This is a genomic window from Flavobacterium gelidicaeli (assembly GCF_013294005.1).
In the GTDB taxonomy this organism is placed as follows: Bacteria; Bacteroidota; Bacteroidia; order Flavobacteriales; family Flavobacteriaceae; genus Flavobacterium.
This window is the reverse complement of record NZ_JABSNK010000003.1, coordinates 81475-101724: the sequence shown is the minus strand read 5'-3', so window position 1 is coordinate 101724 and position 20250 is coordinate 81475. Positions and strand designations below refer to the sequence as shown.

At 31.7% G+C, this 20250-nt stretch carries 18 protein-coding genes; 4 read left to right on the top strand and 14 right to left on the bottom strand.

Features of this window, described 5'->3' with window-relative positions; translation table 11 throughout:
* Positions 1-32: 32 nt before the first annotated feature.
* The 4 genes from lpxA to HNP99_RS05195 form a co-directional block, all read right to left on the bottom strand.
* The gene (gene lpxA, locus HNP99_RS05210; RefSeq protein WP_173852011.1) at positions 33-821 is read right to left on the bottom strand and encodes an acyl-ACP--UDP-N-acetylglucosamine O-acyltransferase; all 789 of its coding nucleotides are present in this window, start codon (positions 819-821) and stop codon (positions 33-35) included.
* A gap of 77 nt (positions 822-898) precedes the next feature.
* Positions 899-2284, bottom strand: coding sequence for a bifunctional UDP-3-O-[3-hydroxymyristoyl] N-acetylglucosamine deacetylase/3-hydroxyacyl-ACP dehydratase (locus HNP99_RS05205; RefSeq protein ID WP_173852009.1), 1386 nt, complete (start codon positions 2282-2284; stop codon positions 899-901).
* Positions 2277-3320, bottom strand: coding sequence for a UDP-3-O-(3-hydroxymyristoyl)glucosamine N-acyltransferase (gene lpxD / locus HNP99_RS05200; RefSeq protein ID WP_173852007.1), 1044 nt, complete (start codon positions 3318-3320; stop codon positions 2277-2279). The genes HNP99_RS05205 and lpxD overlap by 8 nt, the downstream gene beginning before the upstream one ends.
* Before the next feature lie 123 nt (positions 3321-3443).
* A complete protein-coding gene (locus HNP99_RS05195) occupies positions 3444-4673 on the bottom strand; it encodes an HD domain-containing protein (protein WP_173852005.1) in 1230 nt (409 codons plus the stop codon).
* A gap of 202 nt (positions 4674-4875) precedes the next feature.
* Between HNP99_RS05195 and HNP99_RS05190 the strand changes: the two genes are divergently transcribed.
* The 4 genes from HNP99_RS05190 to HNP99_RS05175 are packed head-to-tail and all read left to right on the top strand — an operon-like array spanning position 4876 to position 11109.
* Positions 4876-5385, top strand: coding sequence for a GbsR/MarR family transcriptional regulator (locus HNP99_RS05190; RefSeq protein ID WP_173852003.1), 510 nt, complete (start codon positions 4876-4878; stop codon positions 5383-5385).
* 23 nt (positions 5386-5408) lie between these two features.
* Positions 5409-6515, top strand: a complete 1107-nt coding sequence (locus tag HNP99_RS05185; protein ID WP_173852001.1) for an efflux RND transporter periplasmic adaptor subunit — start codon at positions 5409-5411, stop codon at positions 6513-6515.
* Between the two features lie 33 nt (positions 6516-6548).
* Positions 6549-9719 carry an efflux RND transporter permease subunit gene (locus HNP99_RS05180; protein WP_173851999.1) on the top strand — a complete coding sequence of 1057 codons (3171 nt, stop codon included), beginning with the start codon at positions 6549-6551 and terminating at the stop codon, positions 9717-9719.
* Complete coding sequence (locus tag HNP99_RS05175; protein WP_173851997.1) at positions 9709-11109, top strand: efflux transporter outer membrane subunit; 1401 nt, start codon at positions 9709-9711, stop codon at positions 11107-11109. Before HNP99_RS05180 ends, HNP99_RS05175 begins: the two co-directional genes overlap by 11 nt.
* A 338-nt stretch (positions 11110-11447) precedes the next feature.
* On the opposite strand, the gene HNP99_RS05170 is transcribed toward HNP99_RS05175, so the two are convergent.
* The 10 genes from HNP99_RS05170 to HNP99_RS05125 all read right to left on the bottom strand — a co-directional run bounded on the left by HNP99_RS05170 (position 11448) and on the right by HNP99_RS05125 (position 20197).
* Entirely contained in the window at positions 11448-11894 is a 447-nt protein-coding gene (locus tag HNP99_RS05170; RefSeq protein WP_173851995.1) for a NanQ anomerase/TabA/YiaL family protein, read from the bottom strand.
* Between the two features lie 59 nt (positions 11895-11953).
* Entirely contained in the window at positions 11954-13420 is a 1467-nt protein-coding gene (locus tag HNP99_RS05165) for a rhomboid family intramembrane serine protease (RefSeq protein ID WP_173851993.1), read from the bottom strand.
* A 188-nt stretch (positions 13421-13608) separates the two neighbouring features.
* Positions 13609-14088: a GyrI-like domain-containing protein gene (locus tag HNP99_RS05160; RefSeq protein ID WP_173851991.1), complete on the bottom strand. Its 480-nt coding sequence runs from the start codon at positions 14086-14088 to the stop codon at positions 13609-13611.
* 83 nt (positions 14089-14171) lie between these two features.
* Positions 14172-16238, bottom strand: coding sequence for a M48 family metallopeptidase (locus HNP99_RS05155; protein ID WP_173851989.1), 2067 nt, complete (start codon positions 16236-16238; stop codon positions 14172-14174).
* A gap of 139 nt (positions 16239-16377) precedes the next feature.
* Positions 16378-16800 (bottom strand): hypothetical protein, encoded by a 423-nt coding sequence (locus tag HNP99_RS05150; RefSeq protein WP_173851987.1) that lies wholly within the window; start codon positions 16798-16800, stop codon positions 16378-16380.
* 147 nt (positions 16801-16947) lie between these two features.
* A complete protein-coding gene (locus HNP99_RS05145; RefSeq protein ID WP_173851985.1) occupies positions 16948-17568 on the bottom strand; it encodes a hypothetical protein in 621 nt (206 codons plus the stop codon).
* A 379-nt stretch (positions 17569-17947) separates the two neighbouring features.
* Complete coding sequence (locus tag HNP99_RS05140) at positions 17948-18118, bottom strand: DUF2188 domain-containing protein (protein ID WP_217424390.1); 171 nt, start codon at positions 18116-18118, stop codon at positions 17948-17950.
* Positions 18119-18247: 129 nt separating this feature from the next.
* Positions 18248-18676, bottom strand: a complete 429-nt coding sequence (locus HNP99_RS05135) for a hypothetical protein (RefSeq protein WP_173851983.1) — start codon at positions 18674-18676, stop codon at positions 18248-18250.
* A gap of 194 nt (positions 18677-18870) precedes the next feature.
* Positions 18871-19383 carry a hypothetical protein gene (locus tag HNP99_RS05130; protein ID WP_173851981.1) on the bottom strand — a complete coding sequence of 171 codons (513 nt, stop codon included), beginning with the start codon at positions 19381-19383 and terminating at the stop codon, positions 18871-18873.
* A 211-nt stretch (positions 19384-19594) separates the two neighbouring features.
* Positions 19595-20197 carry a hypothetical protein gene (locus tag HNP99_RS05125; RefSeq protein WP_173851979.1) on the bottom strand — a complete coding sequence of 201 codons (603 nt, stop codon included), beginning with the start codon at positions 20195-20197 and terminating at the stop codon, positions 19595-19597.
* Positions 20198-20250 lie beyond the last annotated feature (53 nt).

Here is a 20250-nt window from a genome sequence, read left to right as displayed (position 1 = left end):
GTATTTTAGACTTTAGACGTATAAAAATTTAATTATATTGTACTCCCTGTATAACCTTTCATTACTCCACGTGATGAATTTCTAATAAAATCAATGATTTCATCTCTTTCCGGAGTTGCTTCCATCTCTGCTTCAATAATTCCTAAAGCTTGAGTAACATTATAATTTTTTTGATACAAAATTCTATAAATCTCTTGGATTTCTTTGATTTTTTCAGAGGTAAAACCTCTTCTACGCAACCCAACTGAGTTTATCCCTACGTAAGACAAAGGCTCTTTTGCTGCTTTTGTAAACGGAGGAACATCTTTTCTTACTAATGAACCACCTGAAACCATAGCGTGATCACCAACACTAATAAATTGATGAATTGCCGCTAAACCACCAATAACTGCATGATTTCCTATCGTGACATGACCTCCTAAAAGAACACCATTTACAATAATTGCATTATTACCTACGTGACAATCGTGCGCAATGTGAGCTGCTGCCATAATCAAGCAATTATTACCAATCACTGTTTGTCCTGACGCTATTGTGCCTCTATTAATAGTAACACATTCTCTAATAGTACAATTATCTCCTATTATTGCTAAAGACTCTTCTCCACCAAATTTTAAATCTTGTGGAACTCCTGAAATTACAGCACCTGGAAAAATATTACAATTTTTACCTATTCTTGCACCTTCCATGATGGTAACATTTGAACCTATCCAAGTTCCATCACCAATAACTACATTATTATGAATGGTTGTAAAAGGCTCAATAACTACATTTTTGGCGATTTTGGCACCAGGATGAACATATGCTAATGGTTGATTCATCTGCTTTTTTTTATGTTTGTATTAATTATAAAAAGACTATTAAACATTCAACAGACTTTAATACAATCTTATATATCTTATTTTTTGGCTATTTGCGCCATTAATTCTGCTTGAGCAACTAATTTTCCATTAGCATAAGCATTAGCTTGCATATGACAAATTCCTCTTCTTATAGGAGTAATCAAATCACATTTAAAGATTAACGTATCTCCTGGCAATACTTTATGTTTGAATTTAACATTATCTATTTTCATGAAATAAGTTAGGTAATTCTCAGGATCTGGTACGGTACTTAGTACTAAGATTCCTCCTGTCTGTGCCATTGCTTCAACAATTAAAACTCCTGGCATTACTGGTGCTTCAGGAAAATGACCTACAAAGAAATTCTCATTCATCGTAACATTTTTCATACCTACAACATGAGTTTCAGACATTTCAATGATTCTATCAATCAATAAAAATGGTGGTCTATGAGGTAATACTGCCATGATTTTATGGATATCCATCAAAGGCTCTAAGTTCAAGTCGTAAACAGGAACATAATTGCGTTGCTCTATTTTAATAATTTTAGCCATTTTTTTAGCAAACTGAGTGTTTACAAAATGTCCTGGCTTATTTGCAATAACTTTTCCTTGAATTTTAGTTCCAATTAGAGCTAAATCTCCTAATACATCAAGCAATTTATGTCTTGCTGCCTCATTAGGGTAGTGCAATGTTAAGTTATCTAATATTCCGTTTGGTTTTACGTTAATATCGTCTTTACCAAAAGCAATTTTTAAATTTTGCATTGTAGTTGCTGATATTTCTTTATCAACATACACAATTGCATTATTCAAATCTCCTCCTTTAATTAACCCATTATCTAATAATGCTTCTAATTCATGTAGAAAACTAAAAGTTCTTGATTCAGAAATTTCAGTTTTGAAATCAGCAATACTTTTTAGATTGGCATTCTGAGTTCCTAAAATTTTAGTACCAAAATCAACCATTGTAGTAACAGAATAGGTATCGCTAGGCATAATTAAGATTTCACTTCCTGAAGCTTCATCTGTAAAAGAAATAACTTCTTTCACTACATATACATTACGTTTTCCGTTTTGTTCTTCGATTCCTGCTTTTTCAAGAGCTTCAACAAAATATTTTGAAGAACCGTCCATAATAGGAAGCTCAGACGCATTTAATTCTATGATAACATTATCAAGATCACATCCTACTAAAGCAGCTAGAACATGTTCAGGAGTTTGGATTTTAACACCCAATTTCTCTAAATTAGTTCCTCTTTGTGTATTTACTACATAATTAGCGTCTGCTTCAATAACTGGCTTTCCTTCTAAATCTAATCTTACAAAAGTAAACCCATTATTGATAGGAGCTGGTTTAAAAGTCATTTTAACTTCTTTACCCGTATGTAATCCAACACCAGTTAGTGAGATTTCTGTTTTGATGGTCTTCTGTTTAACCATTGTTTCTATTTTTTTGATTTAATATTTCTTTTTTTAATTCTTCTATTTCAGCAACTAATTTAGGTAAATTCCTAAAGTGTACGTATGATTTACTAAAATCATTGTAACCAAATGACGGACTACCTTGCAATGTTTCATTACTCTTTATATTTCTTCCTACACCCGCTTGTGCTTGTATGCGCACATTATCACCTATTGTTAAATGCCCTGCAATACCTACCTGCCCACCTATCATACAGTTTTTACCTATTTTAGTAGAACCTGCAATTCCAGTTTGTGCTGCTATAACGGTATTCTCTCCTATCTCTACATTATGAGCAACTTGAATTTGATTATCAAGCTTCACTCCTTTTCTAATAATAGTAGATCCCATTGTTGCTCTATCAATCGTGGTACACGAACCAATATCAACATTGTCCTCTATGATTACATTCCCAATTTGTGGGATTTTTTTATAACTCCCGTCTGAATTTGGTGCAAAACCGAAACCATCTGCACCTATTATAGAACCCGAATGTATTGTACATCCATTTCCTATTTTAGATTCTGAATATATTTTGGCACCAGCAAAAATAGTAACATTATCCCCAACGGCAACATTATCTCCTATAAAACAATTAGGATAAATTTTTACGTTGTTACCAATTACTACATTATCTCCTATATAACTAAAACTTCCTAGGTACAAACTATCACCATATTTTGCACTTTCTGCAATTACTGATGGTTGTTCTATTCCGCTTTTATTTCCTTTTGCTTGGTCATAAAATTCTAATAATTTAGAGAATGACAGGTAAGCATCCTCTACTTTAATTAATGTTGTACTTACTTCTGCTTCTGCTATAAACGTCTTATTTACAATAGTTATTGACGCCTTTGTAGTATAGATATAGTTATTGTATTTTGGGTTAGATAGGAAAGTCAATGAACCGTCTTTTCCTTCTTCAATTTTTGCTAATTCGTGCACTTCAGCCTTTGGATTACCAATGATTTCACCTTCTAAAATCCCCGCTATTTGTTCTGCTGTAAATTTCATCTTATTGTATTGTATTTTTAATTGTATAAGATGCGTTGTAATCGCAGTGCTTTAAACATTTAAAAAAAATGATTAACTTTTGATTTGGACAAAAATATAAAAAAATAGATTTTAAATGTCCATTTATGCAAGTTGTTTTGGATAACAGATGTAATATTTAGTCACCGCTTTAGATAATGATTTTAAATTCAGCTGATCAGAGGACTCAATTACATCCTCTACAGTGCGGTCTTTTTTCAGTATTCTAATAGGTTCTGCTTCCTTACTGTATGCTTGGTTTTTTATTTTTCCTTTAAAAATAAAATAAGCTGCGTCTTGCAAACTAATGTTATTCTCTAATGCAAAACGTTCCTTTAGAGGTTGTAAATCTTGAAGATCAACTTTGTCATTAGTCATTTTAATCTTTAATAAATCCCTATTAATGATCATTTTACTCAAAGATGACAAAATAAAATCATCATGATATTGCCATGCTTTTAGGGCACTTATAATATCAAAATCATCCAATCTTGAGAATAAATCTAAAATTTTAGTATCGAATGCGTCTAGGGTAATTTTGTTTTGTAAAAAAAACTGAAGTGCATCACTACAAGGTAAAAGAGTTCCTTTTAATGTCAGCTCCTTTGCTCTTTTTAAGATTTTTGTCAAAATCAATTCAGCCACCAAACTTGTTTTATGTAAATAAGCTTGCCAGTACATCAATCTTCGCGACATTAAGAATTCCTCTACAGAATAAATTCCTTTTTCTTCAATAACCAGCATGTCGTTTTCTACGTTCATCATCTGGATCAATCGTTCCGAGTTCACATTTCCTTCGGCTACACCAGAATAAAAACTATCTCTTTTTAAATAATCCATTCGATCCATATCCAACTGACTAGAAATCAACTGTAACATAAATAAACGGTGGTACTCTCCTTTAAATACTTGAATAGCTAAATCTAACTGACTGTTAAATTTAACATTTAATTCATTCATAAAAAGCAACGAAATTTGTTCGTGATGTACATCCTCTACAATGCTTCTTTCCATGGCATGTGAAAAAGGACCGTGACCTATATCATGTAATAATATAGCAATATACAAGGCGTTTTCTTCTTCCTCAGAGATGTTAACTCCTTTAAAACGCAACACATCCACTGCTTTTTGCATTAAATGCATACAGCCTAAGGCATGATGAAAACGGGTATGATTTGCTCCTGGATAGACTAGATAAGACAATCCCATTTGAGAGATACGCCTTAATCTTTGAAAATAAGGATGTTGTATTAGATCGTAAATTAAAGCATTAGGTATGCTAATGAATCCATATATAGGATCATTAAATATTTTCAGTTTATTGATTTGACTCACTATAACTTTTTTTTAGGTCAACAAATATAAGCAAAATACATTTTACATATAAAAGTGTTTTTAAAACCTACTTTTAGTATTAAAAAACGCATTTTAGCTACCTTTTTTTTAGAATTAAACAAGCGTTTAAAATTTAACACAATATTAAGTTCGATTAGTTCGGTGTTTTACGAACCATTTATATATTTGCAAAAAAATTAGTATGGACAATATACAAAAAGAAAGAGAAGAGATCATTGAGATGTTCGGTATTCATTTTGAGTCTTTATATCAAGTTCCTCCTTTAGCAGCAAGAATTATAGGAGTTTTAATTGTTGATGGATGCAAATCAGGATTAACTTTTGAAGCATTAGTAGAAAAATTAGGAGCCAGTAAAAGTTCTATCTCTACAAACTTAAAGTTACTCCTTAATATGGAGAAAGTTCATTATTTCACGCTATCAGGTGATCGAAAGAAATACTTTAAGTCAGCACCATTAAGTGACCGATTAAACAATTACTTAAAAATGATTGAAGCCGAAAGTTATATCATTAATAGAATGCATGACTACCGTCATAAAACAGCCTCTTGTGCTGAAGAGAAATGCAATTTAGAGAATATTATTTCCTATAAACATCATATTCTAGAAGTAGAAAAATCACTTCAAAATACAATCGCTGAGTTTAAGAAAATAGAAATTAAAAATAAGAATCAACAACAAATAAATAATTAATCAATTTTAGTAAATATTCGCAAATGAAAAAGAAATATTTTATAAGTGCGCTCTTAGTATCAATGAGCTTGCTATCCTGTAAAAAAGAAGCTACCGTAACTGCTCCGCCTGTTATGCCCTATAAAGTAGTTGAAATTGGAAAATCAAACACTACTTTATTAGCTGAATATCCTGCTAGTTTAGAAGGTATTACTGACATCGATATTCGTGCGAAAGTTGATGGCTATATTGAAAAAATATATGTTCAAGAAGGTCAAGAAGTTAAAAAAGGACAATTACTTTTTAAATTAGAGACACAAACTGCTACACAAGAGGCTGCAGCAGCTAAAGCTAAAATTACTGCTGCTCAAGTAGAAGTTGATCGTTTAAAACCGCTTGTTGAACGAAATATTATAAGTGATGTACAACTTGCTACTGCAAAAGCCAATCTTGCAGGTGTAAAGAGTACGTATCAAAGTATTATTGCTAGAATTAATTATGCTACAATTAAAAGTCCAGTAAACGGAATTGTAGGTGATTTGCCTTTGCGATTAGGGAGTTATGTAAGCAGCCAAACGGTTGAGCCATTAACACGTATCTCTGATGTGAGTACAGTATATGCTTATTTTTCTGTGAATGAAAAACAACAACTGGATATCATGATGAACTCAGCTGGGAAAAGCTTTCAAGACAAAGTTAATAATATGCCTGCGGTAAATTTAGTTTTAAGTAATGGTCAAGTTTATGAGCAAAAAGGTAAAATTCAAACTTTTAGTGGTCAAGCCAATATGCAAACAGGATCTTTTAATGTAAGAGCTAGTTTCCCTAATACCAACAAATTATTGCGCTCTGGCGGAAGTGGTGTAGTCCAAATCCCTACTGATTTGCAGGATGTAATCATCATTCCTCAAAACGCAACTTTAGAAATGCAAGACAAGCGTATTGCGCTTATTGTTGATAAAGAAAATAAAGTAAAAGCAGTGCCTATCACCGTGCGTCCTATTCCAGGAGGAAGATTTTTTGTTGTAGACAGCGGACTAAATCCTAATGATAAAATGCTTATCGAAGGAGTTGGTATTATCACTGAAGGAACTCCTATCAAGCCAGAAGTGGTTGATTTCAATTCTGTTATCAATCCAGCAAAAAAATAATTGACAAACTAACAATTGAATAAATAGCAAAATATGTTTTCAAAATTCATTGACAGACCGGTATTGTCAACGGTGGTTTCTATAATCATCGTTATATTGGGATTGATAGGATTAATATCCCTTCCCGTATCTCAATACCCTGAAATAGCACCTCCTACAGTAACCGTTACTGCAAATTATCAAGGAGCAAGTGCCGAAGTTGTAATGAACTCGGTAGTAATTCCGTTAGAGGAACAAATTAATGGTGTTGAGGACATGTCTTACATGACTTCTACATCTAATAATGATGGTTCAGCTTCTATAAGTATTTACTTTAAATTAGGTACAAATCCTGATTTAGCTGCCGTGAATGTACAAAATCGTGTATCACGTGCTACCCCTTTGCTTCCGCAAGAGGTTACTAAAGCTGGTGTTACTACCTCAAAAAGACAAAGTGATAATATCTTGATTTTCTCTTTATATAGTGAAAACCCTGATTATGACATGACTTTTCTTCAAAATTATGCAAACATTAATATCTTACCTAAAATTAAGAGGGTTCCAGGTGTTGGTGAAGCGGTGATTTTTGGTCAAAAAGATTACTCCATGCGTATTTGGCTTAAGCCTGATGTAATGGGTGCTTATGGATTAGTTCCATCTGACATTAGTGATTTATTGGCAGAGCAAAATATTGAAGCGGCTCCGGGACAATTAGGAGAAAATAGTGGGCAATCTTTTCAATATACTTTAAAATATAAAGGACGTTTACAAGACACTAAAGAATTTGAAGAAATCGTTGTTCGCTCAACACCTAATGGAGAAGTGCTTAAATTAGGTGATGTTGCTAAAATTGAGTTAGGAGCGGTAAATTATGCAAGTAATACTTTAACTAACGGAAATCAATCTGTTGCAATTGCTGTTGCACAAACAGCTGGTTCTAATGCTCAAGAAGTAATTGAAGGTGCTTTAAAAGTTTTGGATCAATCTAAAGTTAACTTCCCAAAAGGTGTTAATTATACAACCTTAATTAATGCTAATGATTTCTTAGATGAGTCGATTACTAAGGTAATTCATACGCTTATTGAAGCTTTTATATTGGTATTTATTGTAGTTTTTATCTTTTTACAAGATTGGAGATCGACCTTAATACCTGCAATTTCAGTTCCAGTAGCTATTTTAGGGACATTTTTTTTCCTAAGTATGTTTGGTTTCACCATCAACTTATTAACGCTATTTGCCTTGGTGCTTGCCGTAGGAATTGTGGTCGATGATGCCATTGTAGTCGTCGAGGCAGTTCATGCTAAAATGGAAGCGGGAGAACACGATCCTAGAAAAGCAACACACAGCGCAATGGGCGATATTAGTAGCGCCATCATATCAATCACCTTAGTAATGTCGGCGGTATTTATTCCGGTTTCGTTTATTAGTGGTTCGGCTGGGGTTTTCTACAAACAATTTGGATTAACATTAGCGGTATCAATTGTATTGTCTGCAATTAATGCCTTGACATTATCTCCTGCTTTGTGTGCTATTTTCTTAAAACCACATAATGAAGAGGAAAAACAAAAAGGATTTTTAAAACGTTTTTACACTGCTTTTAATGTTGGTTTTGATACTACAACTAGAAAATACAAGAGATCCGTTGAGTTTTTCGTTAAACGTAAATGGTTGGCTTTCCTAGGAATTGCACTTTTTGCTGGAATATTTGTTTTACTATTGAATATCACTCCTAAGGCTTTTGTACCAGGAGAAGACACTGGTGCTATTTTATCTGATGTATCACTTCCGCCAGGAACTTCATTAGAAAACACTGAAAAAGTATTATTAGAAATCGAGAATAAAATTAAGGATATTCCTGAAATTAAGGAAGTACTACGTATCTCTGGTCGTAGTTTAATTAGTGGTACGGGTAGTAACTACGGAATGGTGATTGTAAAATTGAAAACTTGGGCTGAACGTAAAGATGCCAACCAAGAAATCTCAATGATTGTAAAAGAATTGTTTAAACGTACTGCAGCAGTAAAAGATGCTAAAGTATTGTATTTTGCACGTCCTACTCTTGTTGGTTTTGGTTTTACCAATGGTTTTGAATTTCAATTACAAGATCAAAAAGGGGGAACTATTCAAGAATTAAGCGAAGTGAATACTGCATTTTTGGCTGCTTTAAATAGCCGTCCTGAAATCAAGTATGCAGCAACTTCCTTCTCTCCTAATTATCCTCAATACCGTATTGATTTGAATGTTCCTGCAATTAAAAAATCAGGATTAACTGTTGCTGATGTTTTAGGAACAATGCAAGGGTATTATGGTGGAGTTTACGCTTCCAACTTTAATAAATTTGGAAAACAATTTAGAGTTGTTTACCAATCTGAACCACAGTTTAGAAGTGATCCTCAGTCATTAAATAAAGTTCTTGTTAGAAATAATAAAGGAGAAATGGCACCAATATCACAATACATGACTTTAGTTAAAACTTTTGGACCGCAAGCAATTGACCGTTTCAACTTATTTACTTCTGTTAAAGTTACTGGTGCACCTAATGACGGATTTAGCTCTGGTGATGCCATTAAAGCAGTTGAAGAAGTAGCCAGCCAAAAATTACCTATCGGTTATGGATATGAATTCTCAGGAATGACTCGTGAGGAAATTAGCGCAGGGGGACAAACCTTGTATATTTTCTTATTGTGTTTAATATTTGTTTACTTTTTATTAGCAGCACAGTATGAAAGTTATATGCTTCCTTTTGCAGTGTTAATTTCCTTACCAATTGGTTTAGCTGGGGCGTATATTTTTGCCTATATCTTTGATGTGAGTAATAATATTTACCTGCAAATTACACTGATTATGTTGATTGGATTATTGGCTAAAAATGCCATTTTGATCGTAGAATTCTCAGTTGAAGCAAGGAAAAAAGGACTCAGTATCGCTCAAGCTGCTGTTCAAGGTGCTGTTGCACGTTTACGTCCTATCTTGATGACTTCATTTGCATTCATCTTCGGGTTATTGCCATTAATGTTAGCTCAAGGTGCTGGTGCAGTAGGAAATAAAGCAATTGGAACAGGTGCTATTGGAGGGATGTTAATAGGAACACTTCTTGGAGTATTTGTAATTCCAGTATTGTTTATTGTTTTCCAAAGCTTGCAAGAAAAAATTAGTACAAAACCACTTCCTGTTACAACTCAGGAGGCTGATGTTCCACTTTTAGAAGAAGAAAATGAAAAATAAAATATATAAAGTCACTTTATTAGTCGTGACGGCAACCGTAATGCAATCGTGTTTTGTTGCCAAAGACTATAAACGTCCTGAGCTTAAAACCGAAAATTTGTATCGTAATGAAGTGGTGTCCTCTGACACTGCTTCTTTAGCAAATGTTTCATGGGACAAGCTTTTTACTGATCCATTATTGCAAGAATACATTAATAAGGGATTGAAAAACAATTTGGATATTCGTATTGCAATGCAAAATTTAGCTGCCGCAAAATCGACTATGTTGCAAGGTAAAGCGGGCTACTTACCTACACTATCTGCAAGTACAGACTGGACGCACAATAAAATATCTAAAAACAGTCAATCAGGATCTTTCTTGAGTGATTTGAATACTGATCAATACCAATTGTACGGAAGCCTTTCTTGGGAAGCTGATATTTGGGGTAAAATAAGAAGCAATAAACGTGCTGCTAATGCTGCATTTTTACAAACTGGTGCCGCTAATCAAGCAATTAAAACTGAATTGATTGCCGGTATTGCTACTACCTATTACCAATTGTTATCAGTAGATGCACAAATTAAAGTGGCTGAGAAAACCTTGATTAATAGAAATCAAAGTGTTGAGACTATTATCGCGCTAAAAAAAGCTGGAAATGTAACTGAAGTTGGTGTTAAACAAACAGAAGCGCAAAAATACGCAACAGAAATTATTATTGCCGATTTAAAAAATAGCGCTATCGTTCTAGAAAATACTATGAGCGCGCTTTTAGGAGAGGCATCTGGTAAAATTGAACGCAGTACATTTGAATCGCAAAATATGCAACCTGCAATCACCTTAGGTGTTCCTGCAAACTTATTGAGAAACCGACCTGATGTTATTGCCGCAGAATACAACTTGATTACTAACTTTGAGATGACTAACGTTGCCAAAAGTGGTTTTTATCCAACGTTAAAAGTGACTGCTACTGGTGGTTTACAAAGTATCGATTTAAAAGAATGGTTTAGTGCTAATTCGCTTTTCGCCAATGTAATTACAGGTTTAACACAACCTCTTTTAAATCAAAGACAAGTGAGAACTAAATATGAAGTAGCACAAGCAAATCAAGAAAAAGCGTATTTACAATTTGAAAAATCTTTGCTAACAGCAGGAAAAGAAGTTTCGAATGCTTTAGCACAATACAATAATGAAACCTATAAGATTACTGTTCGTGAAAAACAAGCCGCAGCATTGACTAAAGCAAGTTCTTTCTCTGATGAGTTATTAAACTATGGTTTGGCAAATTATTTAGAGGTTTTAACTGCTAAAGATGCAGCTCTAGATGCCGAATTAAGTCTTGTAGACAACAAGTTTCAACAATATAAAGCCATTATTCAATTATACAAAGCCCTTGGTGGTGGATGGCAATAGCTTAATTTTGTACCCAGAATTAATTAGTTAATTTTAATTTGATAAAAGCCATTAAGCAGTAATGTTTAATGGCTTTTTATTTAGAACATCATAAACTAAAGATTTTTTTACAAAAAAGCTATGTTTTACCATTATGCGCAAATTTTCCATGTGCAAAACATCGTTTAAATTAAACTTAATTACTAATTGCGATTAACAGTGAGCTTAGTAATGATTGAATGAATATTTTTAGCTTAGAATACTATTAAGATGCATTAATTTTAATGGAGATATTTACTCTTTTTTTAAATTATTCTGGTAAATTGATTGTGAAAAACACTATCTGAATTTAAGCCAACTTAAACCTGAACTTTGACCACTATCTTTTTTACTCTTGAACTTTTGCCTGCTTGTATGCAAGGCATGTGTAAATCATCTGGAAAAAATACCGTAAACATCCCTGCTCCTATACTTACTAAAGAAGTTTCTCCTTCATAAAAAGTATAATCTTTAACTACATCACTAGTCACTATTTTTTGATGTTTTTTAGTTGTAACGCCCATTAATTCGATGCCTTCAATTATATATTGAATATCAATATACTTTGCATGCCCTTCTAATACACAATCTTTTACCTCTTTAGTATCGTACTCCATAACAATCGCAAAAACTTCCTTATTGTCAATTTCATACGTTCCTGGTGCAATAGTTTCTAGATTGCTTTTATTGATAAATTCAAAACCTTTTGCTAAGCGCTTACTAATGTGGGTATAAAGACCTTGATTTTCTATTTTATCTATTATCATGTTTTATTTTTATAAATGCTTCAACTAAACGTAAAGTTAATAATGATCAGCTTAAATTATTACTGCTTTATTTTATCCATTATAGACAGTATTTGCTGATCATAAGCTTGTATCTCAACATTGTATTTGTCTGTTTCTTCATTTACTGATTTGTACAATAAGTCAAAACTTTTAATCCTCAATTCACAATATTCTCTCATCATTTCATTTCTTACATGAATTTCGTTGGGTAAACTCAATTTATCTGCTTCATTTAATAAATTGATATTTTCATTCCAATAGTAAATTCCTCTGTCTCTAATATTGTATAGTAAATCTTCTTTGGCTTCGTATTTTGATCTACTATATACCTCCATCGCTAATTTCTCCATTTCAACAAAATCTTTCATTTTGTTCTCATAAATGACAATATCATTATTTAAGCTGTTACAAACCATCAATGAAATCACCAGGAAAAAAGCAGTTAGAGCGCTTACATATTTTAATTTTTGCTTTAGAGTATCTTCGGTATCTAAACTGTAGGTATAGACATAACCTATGAATAATCCTCCTACTAAACCTCCTATGTGTGCAGCATTATCTATGCCTCCACTGAGTCCGCTTATTAAATTATACCCCACAAAAACAGCAATACTGGTTAGTAATTGTTTTCTAGCGTTTTCCTCAATTAAATCAGTCGTTAATAATATTAAAAATACCCCATACATTCCAAATATTGCTCCAGATGCGCCAGCACTTACGGTTAAATCATGCCACCATAAACTTGTAACACTTGCTAATAAACCAGTCAATAAATAAGCCGAAAGAAACCTGATTTTACCTAAATATGGTTCAAGCAAAGCCCCAATGTACATCAAGGCAAACATGTTCATCAATAAATGGAAAAAACCAATGTGTAAAAAACAATTAGTTAGTAAACGCCACCATTGGCCTTGTAAAGTAACGGGCCTAAAGTTAGCTCCCCATTGAATCAAACTATCAGTTGTGGGTGCCATAAAACTGACTCCCATAAAAACCATTAGAGCAAAAATGAAAATGTTTAAATTTATAAGTATTGGAGTGATGAAATAGCCTTCTACTGGTTTAAATAAAGAGAAAAAGTCACCTATCTTTTCAGTAAAGGAAGCTGCTTCAACTGTTACTAATTGGGCTTCATCAACGGTTATTTTATCTTCAATAAGTAATAGCTTAGCGGCTATTTCCTCTTTAAACAAGTCCTTATCTAACGCTTCAAATTGTTCTATGCACTTTTTTACCAATTTTTTATTCTTCCCTAAGTCAAAAATTTCACTTCCTGTTGAAGTACTTTTAATAACCACTGTGGTATTTTGAATAACAATTCTAATTTCAGCATTCCAAGAAAACATTCCCTTATTAGTATAGGCAATTATTCCGTTTGAAGCTAAGTTAGCCACTGCCCAATTATTATTTTCAGCAATCTCTACAAACAGTAACAAAATCTCTTTTGGAGATAAATTTTTAACTTCAAAAGTCTGTGAATGATTTGGGGAAAATCCTATAGCCATAAAATTATTTATAAGGTATGTTTAGTAATATTGAATAGAAAAGTAATCGTAAGTATTGCTTTCGATAAAAAATTTAAAAATCAAATATAGGCTTTTTCGCATATTTAAATTAAAGTATATACAATGTTATCATAAAAACATACGAAAATTGTCATGCAGTAATGAATGATAACAACTGATAAACCGGATTATTTTAATTGTATCGGAATCCAAACTTCTTCTTCAGAGTTGGTGTCCCCTCTTTTATACTTGTCTCCTAAGATTTCAAAGTGCGGACGATCATCCAGTATGTAAATAGAACTAGGTAACCAAGAGGTGAAAATAGCTTTAAAAAAAGCTGGAGCACCAGTTTCATCACCTTTGTAAATAAAAACCGCATACAAGCCAGCAGGAATCACTAATGACTGCATTCCAGCGGGAATAGTATCAAAATGTGGTACTGTAACTGCAGCCCATTTCTGGAAAGTTGCAGTTGGGTTAAACTGATCCCAATAGCTTGTACTAAACACTTCTATTGAAAAATAATCAGCACCTACTCTATTTTGAACTTCGTTGCGTTTGGGCATAAAACGTTGCCATAATTCCCGTGCTTTATAATCAGCATAAGACATTTCCATGGGAATGCCTATCACTTTTTTCTCGGCTAATGTGGTTATTGTTGCAGTCATTATAATGTGCTTTTTTACTATTTGTTGGTTTCAAATATAGTTTAAAACGCAACACTTATAGTAAATACCTTCTCTATTTTGTCTTAATTTAAAACTGCTATACTTTGCGTTACCAGCAATTGATTCTGGAAATCAAGTAAGTCTTTTTTAAGTAAAAAATAACCTCTTGAAAGCACAAAACTATAATTATTTATGCCGTTATAATAAATTTCTAATTCAGAGCTAATGTAGGTATCTTTTGTAAAATAAAGCCAATCTTCTTTTAAATACATTTCGAAATTTGCTATAATTTGAGGCGTTAAAATCGAAACGTACATTTCATTTTCAAGCATTTCTTTGATCTTTTTTTTGATCTCAATTTCTTTAATGTATACGCTATTTAGTTTTGATTTAATTTGTTGCACAGGCGTAACTTCAGACATGAAATGAGACATTTCTATTAAGTCTAAATACAGTTTCATATTGCTATCATAGGCTTGATCGAAATCAAAAAAAGCTTTGTACTTTAAAATTAATGTGTCTTCTTGATGGCTTTTTTTGGAGACAGCCTTAAAATAATTAAAAATTGCTATATCATTTATAGCAATACTTAGCTGCAAATCAACGCTTTCTTTCTCTATTTTTGGAAATAACTCCTTTGCCTCGTCTGATTTAAATTTATGTCCGTCGTAATCAAAAGACTTAATTTTCAATTCCTTATTAGCTATGCTTTTAATTATAGAAGCATCATTTTGTAAAGCAATATGATCATAAACCATTTCTATTTTTTCTTTATCAAAAAGGGGTTCAAAAACAGGAATTACTGTTGGATTTTCTATCGTATCTATATCAAAATATTTAATATTGCTGTTATCATAATAGCCATTATAAATAGGATTAAACGAGTTTTCTCTAAATTTTTCGGGGTATTCCTTTTTAAAATCCTCCAAAGTTAAAACGGCAAACGCAGCAATATTTTCAATGTTAGAAAACAATTTGGCTGTTTGCTTTTCTTGGGTTTTCACAATATCCTTAAAAACAGTATTTGCTAATTGATTGTTCGAAATTTGCTTGTGAATATCTAATCGTGCCAGACTTGCGTTTCTATCCGTCACAGAGGGATGAGAAGCCCACTGGTTTTCGATCACCAATTTAGATTTATTAAATTTACTAATGTCTAATAAAGTTACCACCGGTAAATTATCCCTGAACTGCAATTGGCTGTCTTTGGCTAAAAAATCCAATACAAACTGCTGCTCTTCATAAATATTATTACTTTTAAAATCCTCAGATAGTTTTTCTCCATAAAATCCTAAAACGGCATTATAAGCAGCCTCTACAGTATCCATGCGCAATAACGATTCTTGTAAAGGAGAAATACCTGCCACGTTTGCCGCAACCTCATCAGCGTGAAATTCCATTTCTCGTGAAAGTGCTAAATAAGCAACATTGATAAAGGCATACATTTTCTTTAATACCCATTGAATTCCTGCTATTATTTTTAAAGATATTATCAAGAAAATTGAAAAATAGTTGCTAATATTACCCCATTTTTGAACCATTTTATCAAATGATTCGTTGTCATAAAGCAAATTAAAAATTACTTGATTCACAAAATAAACATAACTCCCTACTTTCATACTTCGTTGCGAAAAATGTCCAAATTCATGTGCTAATATTGCTTTGAATTCTTGCTCGCTTATTCCGTTTACCAATCCCAAACCAATTTGAAGGTTTTTTTTCACTGGAAAAAACATACTCCAAAAACTAGAGTCATAAAAAACACTCGCATTAACATCAGCTGATAGGTATATTTTTTTGGGGAAATCAGTTCCTACTTCGTTTACAATTGTTGCTATAAATTGAAAAAGTTTCGGTTCTGTTTCTGCGGTAATTTCGGTTAAATGGCTTCGATCTATTTTGTGTTGTTTGAACATGAACTTAAACAGAAAAGCGAGAATAAAAAAACCCAAACTAGCAAGTCCTACACCCAATCCTAAAGTTATAAATGAAGGCCGAATAGTGATTAAATAAAAAGCACCTATAACGCACAAAACGGTAATCCCAATGGATAAAAGCAATAAGAGAATGTAAACAATTAAAAACAAAACAATCGATAAAATGGCTCTAGTGGTCATTTTTTTAAAGCTAGCAGAAACTTCTATATTCATTGGGTATTTATAATTAGTAGGTTGGTTTTGGAGTTAATTGATGTTTTTGGGACTTTAATACTACTCTTTTTTGGTTAGAACTTTCGTTTTGTAATTATTCACTAAAATTCTCTTTGTCTTATTACGTCATTACTGGTACTTAGTATTTTACTAAGTCCACGAAAACTGAACCTGCATCTGGATTATTATATTTAATTTTATTACTCGAAACTCTATAGAAATTATAAGTTGCTTTTACCGATTGTGTTGTGATTGATAATTTATATTCGTTTTCGGTTACACTTTGTTCAATTTCTGCTTTTATACCCGTTTTTGAAATTTGTTTTAAATATTCTGCATAACATATTTCTATTCCCGATAAGACGCAAAAGTCATTATTTTTAAATTTAAATAGAGGGGTTAAATCAGGTTCATCATCATATCCATAATCAATACTCCAAGTACCTTGCATCCAAGATGGAGGGTTAATTGAAGTAGTACTATTATTGTCGCTACTATCAGGACTTGAACAAGAAATTAAGGAAAATGCTAAAGTTAAACTAAGAAGTAATATTTTTTTCATTTTGAATTATTTAGAGGTAATTATTAGGTTTCATATAGTACATGATCAGCTAAATTTATATAGCTTAATAACGTTATATTATTTAAAAAAGAAGGTTTAAGTTGAGCGTAAACATAATCTTGGCAAAGGGAAATTATAGTCTAGTTTTTAGTCTTTAAATAGTGCTTCTTTTTTTGGTTTGTTCATAAATTCTGTAATTTTTTCTGATGAAATTGCGTTAGTAAAATCATCTACTTCTTTTGTCGAGGAAAACACGAAAACAAATCCATCTACTTTCATAAATTGATTACTTGAAGATTGTAATTTACCTGTTTTTAATAATAACAAATATTTTATTTCACCTTTACTTTCTATAATCTTAAAGTCATATTTTAAATTCACAAAATTTTGAAAATTCCATTTATTTCCATATAAAAAATAAGCTCCGGCTTTACTTTTAATAGTCATAGTTTTATCAAGTTCTTTCACATCATTTTCTTTAGCGGTATTAACCCATTCTTCATACTTTATTTTCGCTTCTGCAATTGCGTTTAAAAAATCTTGATGTTGTTTTTGGTCAATTGTTATTCCTCCTTTGCTGTGATTACTATCTAAAGACATAGCATCAATGTATAGAGAAAATTTTTCTTTGTCTTTAGAGGAAATCTGAATTTCATAAGTTTTTTCTCCGTATGTATTGTCGTAAGTAGTAAATTTTTCTTGCGCGTTACTTTTTGTTGTCATCAATGTAATTGAACAAATAGTTAAGATTTTAAAAAAATCATTCATTTTATATTAATTTAATTTTCTTACTCGTTAGGCTTTTCGGTTACGCCCCGTTTTAAATTTATGGTTTCTGGACTCCATATTAATTTTACTAATTGAATTCCTTATGACATTTTAACTCTAAACTAGCTCATAACATCAGTCAGTGTATAAACTCAAATGGTACTTCTAAGAATCGTCTGTATGAAATTTTATTCGACAGTTCCTCGAATAATTTCTTATTTTAACTTGGTTCTTTCGCAGCCTGAGGTTTTGCCGCTTGGCGAAGTGGCGAAAATAGAAACACAAAACTTTAACTTTGTACTAAAGTTCAATCGAAGAATAACTGTTGATTTTAGTAATAAATCCGCCATTTTACCAAACTGATGTTCAATGCCGTTTTTTATGGTTTCACGTCTTTTGGTGGATTTTGGTCATTTCCATAACTGTGTTTGTTTTGGATTGTTCCGTCTCCTTTATGAATAATAAGTTCAAATTGCTGATTTATTTGCAATTTATTTCGCATAGTCAATTGAGTCAGTTTTCTTCTCAAATGTTTTAGTGACTTTCCCATTTCGATCACCTATTACAGCTCAATTGTTGTAATGTAGCACAACATATTGATTTTTATTAGACATTATTTTTTATTTAAGCGTTTTAATAAAGAGCAGAATTTTACTATTCTAAAACTTTGCTCTTACAATTATTCCTCTATAAAGACAGTTTTACCAGAGTAATCTTTCTTGTAAGTCCCAACCTTATTTCCTCTGCTATCATAAACTGCTGTATTACCTGAATAATCTTTTTTATAAGTGTACTCAGTATTGCCATATTGGTCTTTCTGTACTACATTACCAGAATAATCAGTTGACCTTGTACTTTGTGTATTTCCATACTGGTCTTTTGATACAGTTCTTCCAGAGTAATCTTTTGATTCTTTACTGATTACATTTCCATATTGATCTTTCCAAACGAAATTACCCGAGTAGTCAGTAGAACCTTTTGCTATAACATTTCCATACTGGTCTTTTGCAACAGTATTTCCATTATAGTCTTTAGAGTAGGTTATATTTTGACTAAAACCTAATACAGTAACTAACATAAAAGTTAGTGATAAAATCAATTTTTTCATTTTGTAAAAATTTATGTGTTGCCTACTCTTTCAATATTGTGGTTTTCGGCTACCCCGTTTTATTTTTCATTTTGTCCGTTCAAGGATAGCAGTTCAGTAATTTCATATGGTTTTTTGTTTAATTTGAAACCGTAAACCATATTTATAAAGTTTAATTATTATGTTTTTAAAAATTCATTTTTCTAGTAAAAGTTTTACTCTTTATAATCTGGGGAATTCATAAAAATAACATTTTGGTTATCTAAATTCATTCCCATCATTTTACGTCCATTATGAAAAAATATGTTAACTTGTTTATTATTATCAGAAGTAGAGGTGTATATATAGCTATCCATCCCTTTGATGACACCTAAACTTATTGGATTAATAAGATTAATTTCAGCACCTTGTCCATTAGGCATATCAATAGTTATTTGTAATTCGTCTTTTTTGCCGTCAACAAAGAGCACATTAACTTCTGCCTTTGTAACGTTCCCATTTGAATAGATGTATTTATATACTTCAAATAGTTCGTCAATTTTCGGCTCTTCTTTTGCAGTTTGCTCGGTTTGATATTGATTTAAAGCGTCGTTTTCATAGGGATGTTGTTCTGAATTTGTTTCGTATTCATAGGTTGGTTCTGTATTCAAATCACTTGGTTCGGCGTTCTTACATGAATAAATAAACATTAATATAATAGAAAATAAAAGTGTTGATTTTTTAACCATTTTTTTAAATTATTATTATTATTATTATTATTATTATGAAAAATATTGTATCGTTAGTTTTCAGTTCTAGTAAGCTATCATACAACGTTTTGCTGCTTTAATATGGTTAGAAGTTCGTAACCGGTCAATTTTCAGCTTAACTAAAACTTAATACAAATCAGTAATCAAATAAAGTCTTGTGTATTGTGTAACTGCTGTTATGGTCTGGCTTTTATAAATTTTTAGCTATCATTTCTCTATATCCTGGAAAATCATTTGGATTTAAAAAAACTTTGTCTTTATCATCTGTCATATTAATAATTTTAAAATCTGGTGATGGATTTGTTTGGAGAATATATTCATTTAATATTTTTGCACCCAATGCATTATTTCCTCTAAAACTAAAAACATAAGTATATGAAGCGACTTGATTTTTTTTAGTCCCAAGTTTTGTTTCTAAAGAATCTATTTTGGCAATAATTTTCTCATTTTTAGCAATATCTGCTTTCAGTTCTTCAATTTCTCTTTCATCATACATTGAAGGGATTTCAATTTTATATTCTTCTTTTCTTTTGATTTCATCTTTATTATCTTCGATATTTTTATTGAAATTTTCCTTTCTGTATTTTATATTGTCTGAGTATAAAACTGAATCAATTAACTCCAGCTTTACAAATTCATAACTTTTTGGGTCATTCATTTTCTCTTTTAAATATTCTTCTGCATTTTTTCTTACGATTTCATCTCGATTAGGTTTCTTTTCTGAACAAGAAGTTAACGCAAGAGTTGTCAATGTAAAAAGTCCGATTAACGTTTTTAAAGTGGTTTTTTTCATGTCTTTTTAATTTAAATTATTGAATTTTTAATATTTTCCGACGTATTGGTTTT

Coding starts and splice junctions, on each gene's coding strand:
- lpxA (WP_173852011.1), bottom strand. CDS start 821: ATGAATCAACCATTAGCATATGTTCATCCTGGTGCCAAAATCGCCAAA.
- HNP99_RS05205 (WP_173852009.1), bottom strand. CDS start 2,284: ATGGTTAAACAGAAGACCATCAAAACAGAAATCTCACTAACTGGTGTT.
- lpxD (WP_173852007.1), bottom strand. CDS start 3,320: ATGAAATTTACAGCAGAACAAATAGCGGGGATTTTAGAAGGTGAAATC.
- HNP99_RS05190 (WP_173852003.1), top strand. CDS start 4,876: ATGGACAATATACAAAAAGAAAGAGAAGAGATCATTGAGATGTTCGGT.
- HNP99_RS05185 (WP_173852001.1), top strand. CDS start 5,409: ATGAAAAAGAAATATTTTATAAGTGCGCTCTTAGTATCAATGAGCTTG.
- HNP99_RS05180 (WP_173851999.1), top strand. CDS start 6,549: ATGTTTTCAAAATTCATTGACAGACCGGTATTGTCAACGGTGGTTTCT.
- HNP99_RS05175 (WP_173851997.1), top strand. CDS start 9,709: ATGAAAAATAAAATATATAAAGTCACTTTATTAGTCGTGACGGCAACC.
- HNP99_RS05170 (WP_173851995.1), bottom strand. CDS start 11,894: ATGATAATAGATAAAATAGAAAATCAAGGTCTTTATACCCACATTAGT.
- HNP99_RS05165 (WP_173851993.1), bottom strand. CDS start 13,420: ATGGCTATAGGATTTTCCCCAAATCATTCACAGACTTTTGAAGTTAAA.
- HNP99_RS05160 (WP_173851991.1), bottom strand. CDS start 14,088: ATGACTGCAACAATAACCACATTAGCCGAGAAAAAAGTGATAGGCATT.
- HNP99_RS05155 (WP_173851989.1), bottom strand. CDS start 16,238: ATGAATATAGAAGTTTCTGCTAGCTTTAAAAAAATGACCACTAGAGCC.
- HNP99_RS05150 (WP_173851987.1), bottom strand. CDS start 16,800: ATGAAAAAAATATTACTTCTTAGTTTAACTTTAGCATTTTCCTTAATT.
- HNP99_RS05145 (WP_173851985.1), bottom strand. CDS start 17,568: ATGAATGATTTTTTTAAAATCTTAACTATTTGTTCAATTACATTGATG.
- HNP99_RS05140 (WP_217424390.1), bottom strand. CDS start 18,118: ATGGGAAAGTCACTAAAACATTTGAGAAGAAAACTGACTCAATTGACT.
- HNP99_RS05135 (WP_173851983.1), bottom strand. CDS start 18,676: ATGAAAAAATTGATTTTATCACTAACTTTTATGTTAGTTACTGTATTA.
- HNP99_RS05130 (WP_173851981.1), bottom strand. CDS start 19,383: ATGGTTAAAAAATCAACACTTTTATTTTCTATTATATTAATGTTTATT.
- HNP99_RS05125 (WP_173851979.1), bottom strand. CDS start 20,197: ATGAAAAAAACCACTTTAAAAACGTTAATCGGACTTTTTACATTGACA.